The 10,472-nt window shown below is 72.2% G+C and carries 6 protein-coding genes and 1 pseudogene; 3 read left to right on the top strand and 4 right to left on the bottom strand.

All coding sequences use genetic code 11. The annotated features are described in order from the left end of the window. Positions 1-459: 459 nt before the first annotated feature. A complete protein-coding gene (locus tag AB0J12_RS39200) occupies positions 460-1,014 on the bottom strand; it encodes a MarR family transcriptional regulator (RefSeq protein WP_363269592.1) in 555 nt (184 codons plus the stop codon). 134 nt (positions 1,015-1,148) lie between these two features. On the opposite strand from AB0J12_RS39200, the gene AB0J12_RS39195 reads away from it, so the two are divergent. Then, a complete protein-coding gene (locus AB0J12_RS39195; RefSeq protein WP_363269593.1) occupies positions 1,149-2,408 on the top strand; it encodes an MFS transporter in 1,260 nt (419 codons plus the stop codon). Positions 2,409-2,435: 27 nt separating this feature from the next. Here AB0J12_RS39195 and AB0J12_RS39190 read toward each other — a convergent pair whose 3' ends face one another. Continuing rightward, positions 2,436-4,091, bottom strand: coding sequence for a SpoIIE family protein phosphatase (locus AB0J12_RS39190; protein ID WP_363269591.1), 1,656 nt, complete (start codon positions 4,089-4,091; stop codon positions 2,436-2,438). Positions 4,092-4,333: 242 nt separating this feature from the next. Continuing rightward, entirely contained in the window at positions 4,334-5,713 is a 1,380-nt protein-coding gene (locus AB0J12_RS39185) for an NAD(P)/FAD-dependent oxidoreductase (RefSeq protein WP_363269590.1), read from the bottom strand. Positions 5,714-6,095: 382 nt separating this feature from the next. Here AB0J12_RS39185 and AB0J12_RS39180 point away from each other — a divergent pair, with 382 nt between their 5' ends. Next, positions 6,096-6,863: a TetR family transcriptional regulator gene (locus AB0J12_RS39180; RefSeq protein WP_363269589.1), complete on the top strand. Its 768-nt coding sequence runs from the start codon at positions 6,096-6,098 to the stop codon at positions 6,861-6,863. Positions 6,864-7,088: 225 nt separating this feature from the next. After that, positions 7,089-9,005, top strand: a complete 1,917-nt coding sequence (locus AB0J12_RS39175; protein WP_363269588.1) for a sigma-70 family RNA polymerase sigma factor — start codon at positions 7,089-7,091, stop codon at positions 9,003-9,005. Between the two features lie 283 nt (positions 9,006-9,288). On the opposite strand, the pseudogene AB0J12_RS39170 reads toward AB0J12_RS39175, so the two are convergent. Then, positions 9,289-10,296: pseudogene (locus tag AB0J12_RS39170) on the bottom strand (AfsR/SARP family transcriptional regulator); the annotation flags it as partial. Positions 10,297-10,472 lie beyond the last annotated feature (176 nt).

The following is a 10,472-nucleotide window of genomic DNA, read 5'->3' as shown; positions in this document are numbered from 1 at the left end:
AAGGAACGGTCGCTTCCTTTGTACTCACCCTCTCGGGCTTTCCTCCGGGCGCTTCCCTTCGGTCTTGCGTTTCCGACTCTATCAGATCTTTCCGATCCGATTTCCTCGGTGCTTTCCAGGTTCTCGCTTTCGCGTTTCCCTTTCCGGCGTTTCCGACTCTATCAGATCCTTTCGGCGTCTGACCCCCAGTCAGCGGGGTTTGCCTTCTCGGCCGTTGGGCCGTTCCGACGTCTCAAACCTTAGCGGATCCTTCCGGCGATTCCCAATCGGGCCGCCGAGTCCCTATTCGAATTGAATTCGGGCACGCCGAAATCAATCCCGTTGGGAGATCGTGCTGGTGGTTTGAGGTGCCGCTCGAGGCGGCGGGAGGTGTCGTCGCAGAGCCGTTAGGGCCCCGCGGCAACCCGAAGAACTCTACGGATCAGGGAGGGGGCTGTCAAGCGCCCCCTGTCAACCTCTTTAGTCGAGGTCGGTGAGCCGGCCGCCGGCGTCCGGCTGGGCGTGCTCGACGCGGCGCAGCAGGCGGGTCAGCACCTCGTCGAGGACGGTCCGCTCGGCCGGAGTGAGGTCCTGGAGGAGCTCCTCCTCGAACACCGACGCGAGGCGCATCGCCTCCAGCCACTTCTCCCGGCCCTCCGGGGTGAGCTCCACGATCACGCGGACGCGGTTGGACTCGTCGCGTTCCCGGGTGACCAGCCCCTCGGCGACCATGCGGTCGATCCGGTGGGTCATGGCGGCCGGTGTGAGGCCGAGTCGCTTGGCGAGCTCACCGGGCCCCATGCGATAGGGGGCGCCGGACAGGACGAGGGCCTTGAGGACCTCCCACTCGGCATTGCTGATGCCGAGCTCGGCGGTCTGCCTGCCGTAGGCGACGTTCATGCGGCGGTTGAGCCGGGAGAGCGCCGAGACGATCTTCTCGACCTGGGGGTCGAGGTCCTGGAACTCGCGCTGGTAGGCCGCGATCTGCTCTTCGATGGTCGGCTCGGCGCCGAGCGTGCCGGGGGTGTCGCCCATGGCCGCAGTATGGCACGACCGTCCTTTGCCTTGAAGTCCTTCGGCATGTACTCTTTAGCTTCGAACTTTAACTTCGAAGTCTTCACTCCTAACTAGTGAGAGAGGTGAACGTGACCAGGGAGAAGGGCGCAGCGATGCGCCGGATCCACGTGGGCAACGCACTCAGCGCGTTCGGGCTCGGCTTCACCGTCCCCTACCTGTACGTCTATGTGGCGCAGGTGCGGGGCCTTGGTGCCCTGACGGCGGGGATGGTTCTCGCCGTGTTTGCCGTGGCCGCGCTGATCGTGCTGCCGTTCGCCGGTCGGGCGATCGTGCGGCGCGGCCCGCTGCCGGTCCTGCTCGCCGCCCTGGTCACCGCCGCGCTCGGAGCGCTGAGCCTGGGTCTGGCGAGCACGTCGGCCGCCGTACTGCTGTCGGCGGCGGCGCTGGGGGCCGGGCAGGCCGTCATGCAGCCGGCGCTGGCGACGATGATCGTGGACTGCTCGACCACGGAGACGCGGTCGCGGGCGTTCGCGATGCAGTTCTTCCTGCAGAACCTGGGGCTCGGCGTCGGCGGGCTCATCGGCGGGCACCTGGTCGACACCTCGCGCGTGTCGTCGTTCACCCTGCTGTTCGCGATCGAGGCGGCGGTGTTCCTGCTGCTGGTCGTGGTGATGGCGACGGTGCGGATACCGCACGCGCCGAAGATCGCGGACGCTCCTGCCTCGGCCAAGGGCAGCTGGAAGCGGCTGCTGGGCAACCGGGCCATGGTGCAGCTGTGCGTGCTGGGCTTCGTGCTGTTCTTCGCCTGCTACGGACAGTTCGAGTCCGGTCTGAGCGCCTACGGCGTCGAGGCCGCCGGGATATCGACGTCCGCGCTGGGGACGGCGCTGGCCGCGAACACCGCGATGATCGTGGTGGCGCAGTTCGCCGTGCTGAAGTTCGTCGAGCGTCGCCGGCGCTCCCGTGTGATCGCGGCCGTGGGACTGATCTGGGCCGTGGCGTGGCTCGCGGCCGGGTACGCGGGACTGGGGCACGGCAGCCAGGAGATGGCGACGGCTGCTTTCGTCTCGACGTACGCGCTGTTCGGGCTGGGCGAGGCGATGCTGTCGCCGACGGTGGCGCCGCTGGTCGCCGATCTGGCGCCGAGCGGGCTGGCCGGGCAGTACAACTCCGCGTTCGCCTTGGTCAAGCAGCTCGCTCTGGCCGTCGGTCCGGCGGTGGGCGGTCCCATGGGGGCCGCGCTGCACGCGCCGTACATCGTGACCTTCCTGCTGTTCTCGCTGGCGATCAGCGTGCTGGCGATACGGCTGGGAAGCCGGCTCACCGAGGTGCAGGACCAGCCGTGGCGCGCCCGTAGCCGGGTCGTCCAGCGCGGTGGCGCGCCGGCGGACGCGGTGACCGCGGACGCGTGAGCGCGCGCGTCTGCCGCTCGGGTCCGTCTACGTCTTCGGCAGGGCGAACTCGCACCACACCGCCTTGCCTCCGCCGGGGGTGCGTCTGCACCCCCAGTTGGAGGCGATGGTCGCGACGATGGCGATGCCCCGGCCGGACTCGTCGGCCGGTTCGGCGCGGCGGCGCCGGGGCAGGTGGTCGTCGCCGTCGGTGACCTCGACGATCAGCCGGCGGTCGGTGCGGCGCAGGCGCAGCTTCATCGGCGGGGTGCCGTGCTGGAGGGAGTTGGCGACGAGTTCGCTGGCGGCCAGCACGCCGAGGTCGTGCAGCTCGGGCGGGAAGCGCCAGCTGGTGAGGACGCCGGAGGCGAAGGCACGCGCGCGGGGGGCCGCCTCGATGCCGCCGAGGAGTTCCAGGGCGGCGTTGCGGAACAGCTCGCTGTCGGGTCCGGTGCGTGCGGGGTGCTGGAGGACCAGGACGGCGACGTCGTCGGCGTGGTCGGCGGTGACGCCGGCGGAGCGCACCAGACGGTCGCAGACGACCTGGGGGGTGCCGGTGGCGCCGGCCAGGGCGCGCTCCAGGGCGGCGATTCCCTCGTCGAGGTCCTCGTCCCGGCGTTCGACGAGGCCGTCGGTGTAGAGGACGGCGGTGGAGCCGGGGGTGAGCGGGATGGAGCCGGAGGTGTGCATCCAGCCGCCGGTGCCGAGCGGCGGGCCGGTGGGTTCGTCGGCGCGGTGCACGGTGCCGCTCTCGTCGCGCACCAGGATCGGCAGATGCCCGGCGGAGGCGTACATCAGCCGGCCCTCGTTGGGGTCGTGCACGGCGTAGACGCAGGTGGCGATCTGGTTGGCGTCGATCTCGGTGGCCAGGCCGTCGAGGAGCTGGAGCACCTCGTGCGGGGGCAGGTCGAGGCGGGCGTAGGCGCGCACGGCGGTGCGCAGCTGGCCCATGACGGCGGCGGCGCGCACACCGCGGCCCATGACGTCGCCGATGACGAGGGCGGTGCGGCCGCCGCCGAGGGTGATCACGTCGTACCAGTCGCCGCCGACGGCGGCCTCGGTGCCGCCGGGGTGGTAGGTGGCGGCGACGCGCAGGTCGTCGGGTGCCTCGAGCTCCTGCGGGAGCAGGGAGCGCTGGAGGGTGACGGCGGTTTCGCGCTGGCGGCGTTCGCTGGCGCGCAGACGTTCGGCGGCCTCGGCGTGGTCGGTGACGTCGGTGGCGAAGACGAGCACTCCGGGGCCGCCTCCGTCGCCTTCGGTGACGGGGGTGCAGGTGAAGGTGTAGGAGCGGCCGTCGGGGGCCTTACGGGACTTCAGGGTGCGGGGCCGGCCGCTGCGCAGGACTTGGTCGAGCAGCGGGAGCAGGCCGAGTTCCTTCAGCTCGGGCAGGGCGTCGGCGGCGGGGGCGCCGGCGGGGCGGGGGCCGAAGGCGGCGCTGTAGGCGTCGTTGACGTGGGCGAGACGGTGGTCGGGGCCGTGGACGAGGGCGACCAGGGCCGGGACGCGGTCGAGGACCGCGCGCACGGACAGGTCGTCGACGGCCGGGACGCCGGGGGCGGGCGTCGTCCCGTCGGCGGGCCGCTCGGCGCGGGCCGCGGGGACGGAGCCGTCGCCCCGCCGGTCCGCGGTGGTCGTGGCGTCGGTCCGCGCGGCGGCGCGGCGCTGCGTTCCGGGGAGCCGGGCGCTCCAGCGCGTGAAGTTCACGAATCCTTGCCTCGTGTAGTCGTCGTCGGCCGGCTCCGGGGCCCGGCCTGGGCTCTCGGGGCCGGGCGGCGGTGGCCGCACATTGTTGCAGCACCCGGGACATGCAGCACTTGGGACAGCCTCGCATTGACTTCGCGGACGGGTGGCGGCCCGCCCGGGCTCGGTGATCAGACTTGCAGGGGTGGCCGTCCGGGCCGACATCCGTCAGACGCCGCGGTGGCCGGTGGAGTTCCCGGGTCCGGCTAGTTGGACCCCTTCGGGTCGTTCTTCGGATGGTCGGAAGGCTTTCCACCGGCGGCCAGTTCGAACTCGGCGCGGGGATGTTCGAGTGATCCGAGGGAGACGATCTCCCGTTTGAACAGTCCTGACAGAGTCCATTCGGCCAGCACGCGCGCCTTGCGGTTGAAGGTGGGCACGCGGCTGAGGTGGTAGGCGCGGTGCATGAACCAGGCGGGGTAGCCCTTGAGTTTGCGCCCGTAGACGTGTGCGACGCCTTTGTGGAAGCCGAGGGAGGCGACCGAGCCGACGTACTTGTGGGCGTACGTCTGGAGGGGCTGCCCGCGCAGGGTGCGCACGAGGTTGTCGGCGAGGACCGCGGCCTGGCGCACGGCGTGCTGGGCGTTGGGCGCGGTCTCGGTGCCGGATTCCTTCGCGGTGACATCGGGGACGGCGGCGGCGTCGCCGGCGCTCCACGCGTGCGGGGCACCGTCGACGGTCAGTTCGGCGGTGCACTTGAGCCGGCCGCGCGCGGTCAGCGGCAGGTCGGTGGCGGCGAGCACCGGGTGGGGTTTGACGCCGGCCGTCCACACGACCGTCCGGGTGGGGAAGCGGGCGCCGTCGCTGAGCACGGCGACGCGGTCCGCGCAGGACTCCAGGCGGGTGTTCAGGCGGACGTCGATGTTGCGGCGGCGCAGCTCGGTGACGGCGTAGCGGCCCATCTCGGCGCCGACCTCGGGCAGGATCCGGTCGGAGGCCTCGACCAGGATCCACTTCATGTCCTCGGCGCGGACGTTGTGGTAGTAGCGCGCGGCGTAGCGGGCCATGTCCTCGAGTTCGCCGAGCGCCTCCACGCCGGCGAAGCCGCCGCCGACGAAGACGAAGGTGAGGGCGGCGTCGCGGATCGCGGGGTCGCGGGTGGAGGAGGCGATGTCCATCTGCTCGATGACGTGGTTGCGCAGGCCGATGGCCTCCTCGACGGTCTTGAAGCCGATGCCGTGCTCGGCGAGGCCGGGTACGGGCAGCGTGCGCGAGACGGAGCCGGGGGCGATGACGAGTTCGTCGTACTGCAGATGCTCCGGGGGTGTGTCCTTCTCCTCGGTGGCGAGGGTGGCGACCGTGGCGGTGCGCGCGGCGTGGTCGACGGCTGTGACCTCGCCGATGACGATGCGGCAGTCGGGCAGGAAGCGGCGCAGCGGCACGACGACGTGACGCGGGGAGATCGCTCCGGCCGCGGCCTCGGGCAGGAACGGCTGATACGTCATGTACGGATCCGGCGTGACGATCGTGATCTCGACCGCGCCTTGCCGCAGCTCCCCTCTGAGCTGCTTCTGCAGGCGCAGGGCCGTGTACATCCCGACGTAGCCGCCGCCGACAACGAGAATGCGCGCACGTTCCTTCACCATCCCATGACGCACCCGGCGCTGCCGTTTGTCCACAGGCCCGGCGATTTGTGTGACCGGGAGCCGGGGATGCCCAGGCATGGCCGAAACGTCGGAGTCGGGGGCAGTTGCGCAGGTCAGCTGGTGTGCGCCGGGGTACGCCGGGGGGTGTTTTCGGGACGTATGCGGCCCGTACTCCGATCGGGGGGCGCTCTGTGCGGAACCTGCCCCTTCTGAATTGACTCCCTCTCAACTATGTTCGTGTACACGACGGGGTGTCTGGGGGAGACGCTCATCGGGCCCGAGAGATCGCACGGCCGGGCCCGGGCACGCGACGCTTGTCCGCGCGCCCCGGCGCGTTCTTAGGGGAGTCTCCGGGGGGAGACGTCATAACCGGGGGATCATCATGCACATTCAGGACTCTCACTGGTCGTCCGCATCCGCTCTGGCCGCCGGCGGGGCGGTGAGCGCGTCGGGGGGCCACGGGCGCGGGGACGCGGCGCGGACCACGCCGCTGCGGGTGGACGCCCAGCGCAATCTGGAGCACGTACTGCGGGCGGCGCGCGAGGTCTTCGGCGAGCTGGGGTACGGCGCGCCGATGGAGGACGTGGCGCGGCGGGCGCGGGTCGGTGTCGGCACGGTCTACCGGCGCTTTCCGAGCAAGGACGTGCTGGTGCGGCGGATCGCCGCGGAGGAGACCGCCCGGCTGACGGAGCAGGCGCGTACGGCGCTGGGTCAGGAGGACGAGCCGTGGTCGGCGCTGTCGCGTTTTCTGCGCACGTCGGTCGCCTCGGGCGCCGGACGGCTGCTGCCGCCGCAGGTGCTGCGGGTCGGGGTGGCCGAGGAGCAGGCGCCCGCGGCGGGCGCCGGTGGCGTGCTCGACGAGGCGCGGGTGCCGCAGCAGCGGTCGCAGCCGGGCACCGGTGAGCTGCGGCTGGTGCCGGACCACGGCGTGCTGGACGACTCCGGTGCCTCGGCGCTGCTGGAGGTCGTGGGCCGGCTCGTGGAGCGGGCGCGCGCGGCGGGTGAGCTGCGGCCGGACGTGTCCGTGTCGGACGTCCTGCTGGTGATCGCCACGGCGGCGCCCTCGCTGCCGGACGCGGCGCAGCAGGCGGCGGCCTCGGCGCGGCTGCTGGACATCCTGCTGGAGGGGCTGCGCTCGCGTCCCGCGTGAGCCGTGCGGGTGGGCGCGCCGGGCCACCTGGCGCGCCCGCCCCGCACAACCCCGCTGTCAACGCGATCCGTTGAGCCTTCCCCGAACGAGTGACGTTCAGTACCTCCATGCGTCAAGTCCGCCCGGACGAGTGGTTGCGCGCACTGCGGGCCATGGTCGAAAGCCGGTATGGCACGCTGACCCGGTGTTCGGGACTGGTGGGGCAGGCGGCGGGGGCTTTCCGCGATGAGCGTTGACGGGCGGGACGAGTCACTCGACGACGAGGACGCACAAGCCGGCGGCCCGGCCTCACCCCAGGTACCACCCCAGAGCAAGCGGAACCCCGTGCCGCACAGCGGTCCCGCGGGCCCGGCCGACGGTGTTCCCGCCCAGCGGAAGTGGCGCGAGGACAGCGTGCTGCCGCCGCCTCGCCCGCTCCCCGCGTCCGACGCCGGCCTCATCGAGCGGATGCGCTCCGGCGACGACTCCGCCTACGCGGAGCTGTACCGCCGGCACGCCGGTGCCGTCCGCCGTTACGCCCGCACCTGCTGCCGCGACGCCCACACCGCCGACGACCTGACCGCCGAGGTCTTCGCCCGCATGCTGCAGGCCGTGCGCGGCGGCTCGGGGCCCGAACACGCCGTCCGCGCCTATCTGCTCACCTCCGTGCGCCGCGTCGCCGCGCACTGGATCCAGTCGGCCAAGCGGGAACACCTCGTCGACGACTTCGCCGTCTTCGCCCAGCAGGCCGCCCGCTCCTCGGAAGTGTCCGACGACGACAGGTTGGACCTCGGCGCCGATGTGCGCGCCATGCACGAGGCCGAACAGTCCATGGCCATGCAGGCGTTCCGCTCGCTCCCCGAGCGCTGGCAGGCCGTGCTGTGGCACACGGAGATCGAGGACGAGTCGCCGAGCGAGGTCGCCGTCCTGTTCGGCCTGGACGCCAACGGCACGCGTGTGCTGGCCAGCCGCGCCCGGGAGGGTTTGAAGCAGGCCTACCTCCAGGCCCATGTCTCCACCGCGCTGGCCGGTGACGAGGAGTGCGCCCGCTACGCCGACCAGCTCGGCAGTTATGCCCGGCGCAAGCTGCGCACCCGCGCCGAACGGGGGCTGCGCAAGCACCTCGAGGAGTGCGCCAAGTGCCGGCTGGCCGCCAGCCAGATCGAGGAGGTCGCCGGCAGCATCCCCGCCGTGGTGCCTCTCGCCGTCATCGGCTGGTTCGGCGTCGCCGGGTACGCCAAGGCGCTCGCACTCGTCGCCGGAGGTGCCGGAGCGGGTGCGGCGGGCGCCGCGGGCGCGGCCGCGGCGGCGAGCGGCGGCTCTTCCGGCTCGGTGGGCGGCGCGGCGGCCTCGGAGGGGCTGGGCGCGCCGGTGAAGGCCGGTGTCGCAGCCGGTGTGGTGGCGGTGGCTGCCGCGGCGGTGGCGCTCGCCCTCGTCGGCGACGACAGCCCCGCCAGGAAGCCCGCGGCGGCGCCACCCCTGTCCACACCGGTCGTGCGGCTGCAGCCGCCCACCCCGGCACCGCCTCCCCCGCGCAGGCCCGCCCCGAAGCCGGTGGTCGCAGAACCGGTCCCCACCCCGTCCCCGACGCCCACACCGACCCCCATCCCGAGCCCGCCACCGAAGCCGAAACCGAAGCCGAAACCCGAGCCCCGGCCGACGCCGCCGCCCACACCCACCCCGGCACAGACACCCACCCCGGCACCGACACCACCTCCGCCGCCGGCCCCGGCCGTCTACGAGTGGAGCGAACTGTCGTACGACATCACAGGTGACGGCACCAAGCCGGAGATGCGACTCGCCGGAAGCAGTTGGGTGTGGCAGCGCTACGGCCTGTCGATCGGCGGCAAGCGGTACGACCGAGGGGTGAGCGTGCACGGTGACTCCTCCGTCACCATCGACCTCAACCGCTCCTGCACCGCCTACGACGCCCTCGTCGGCGTCGACGACATGACCCTGAAGCTCGGCAAGGTCTCCTTCTCCGTCTACGCCGACGGTGTGCGGCTGTGGCGGTCGGGCCGGATCAAGGGCGGCGACAGTGCCGTACCCGTCCATGTGGACCTGACCGGCCGCAGGACCGTCATGCTCGTCGTCGCACCACACAGCCACTTCGACACCCTGGCGGTCGCGGACTGGGCGGAGTCGAAGTTCACCTGCGGCTAGGCCCTGTCGTTTGGATCAGGCCGGCCGTGAGGTGCGGTGCCTTCCGGCCGACCCGAGCGGGGCCTGGCGCGTGCAGCTGCAAGGCGGAGGAGGGCGCCAACGCGGAGCGTTGGCAACCGACGACAACGCCGCAGATGTGCGTGCCAGACCCCGCGACGCCGGGATGATCCAAACGACAGGGCCTAGACCCGGAGCCCGCCGGATGGTCGCCCACGGCGGCCTCCAACTCCCCCAGGGCGTCACCGACGGCGAGCGCCGCCCCACGCGCCCGCTCGGCGGCGTACGAGTCGACGACGGTGTGGGCGCGGAACATCAGGGCCACGCCGAGCTCCCAGTCCCCCCCGTGCGCCCGGCAGTTGGCGACCGCCGCGTCCAGGGCGGGCCGCACGTCGTCGCGGCTGTCCAGATGGAACAGGGTGATCGGCCAGACCAGGCCCGGCAGCCGGGCCGCGCAGGGGCCGCCGTCCTCGAACACGGCCCGCACGCGCGTGAGGTAACGCTCGAACCGCTCGTCCCGCAGCAGCTGCTGCCCCGCCTCGGACTCCACGGTGAGGAACAGGTGCAGCATCCGCAGCTCCATCCGCAGCGAGTGCAGCGGATGGCGCGCCTCACCGTCCGGCGCGTCGAGAAAGGCACCCACCGGATCCACCCGAGCCATCTCCACGCGCAGGTCGCCCCTGGCCCGGCCGCGCACGGAGAGGGAGTCGCGGGCGGCGCCCAGACGCAGGACACGCTCCGCCCAGCCGGTGGCCTCCTGACGGTAGTTGCGCAGCCACCAGAACCACCCCATGGCGAGGACGAGCGCCGCCGCCTCCGCTTCCTCCCCCTCGGCGAGGGCGCGGTCCAGCGCCGCCCGGATGTTGTCCAGCTCGCCCTCCAGGCGGGCGATCCACCGCAGCTGGTCCGCCGACCGCAGCCGCGGGTCGGCCTCCTCCACCAGCGCGCGCACCCAGGCGCGGTGCCGCCGCTCGGCCTCGGCGCACAGCCCGGGTGCCTCGGCGGCGCGCTCCGCGGCGTACTCGTGGATGGTCTCGAGCATGCGGTAGCGCATACCGCCGGAGCTCTCCCGCTCGTCCGGGGTCGCGACGACGAGGGACTTGTCGACGAGTGCCCCGATCAGCTCCGTGGCCGGGCCGGAGCACACGGCCTCGGCCGCCGCGAGGTCCCAGCCGCCCGCGAACACGGACACCTCGCGCAGCACCGTCCGCTCCTGCTCGTCGAGCAGGTCCCAGGACCAGTCGACGACCGCGCGCAGGGTCTGCTGGCGGGGCAGCACCGTGCGGCTGCCGGAAGGAGTCGCCGACGGCGAGAAGGGCCGGGGTGGGGGGTGTCCGCCCGCAGCGGCCGGCACCGGGCAACGGTGCCCTTCTGAGCCGCGGGGATTGGTTCTCCAGCTACCAAGATTTGGAATTCCAAGATTCCAAGATTCCAAGATTCCATTGTACGTTGATGTTATGATGACATCCG

The organism is Streptomyces sp. NPDC049915 (assembly GCF_040656475.1).
Classification (GTDB): Bacteria; Actinomycetota; Actinomycetes; order Streptomycetales; family Streptomycetaceae; genus Streptomyces.
The sequence above is the reverse complement of the archived record's forward strand: the minus strand, read 5'-3'. Positions and strand labels throughout refer to the sequence as shown.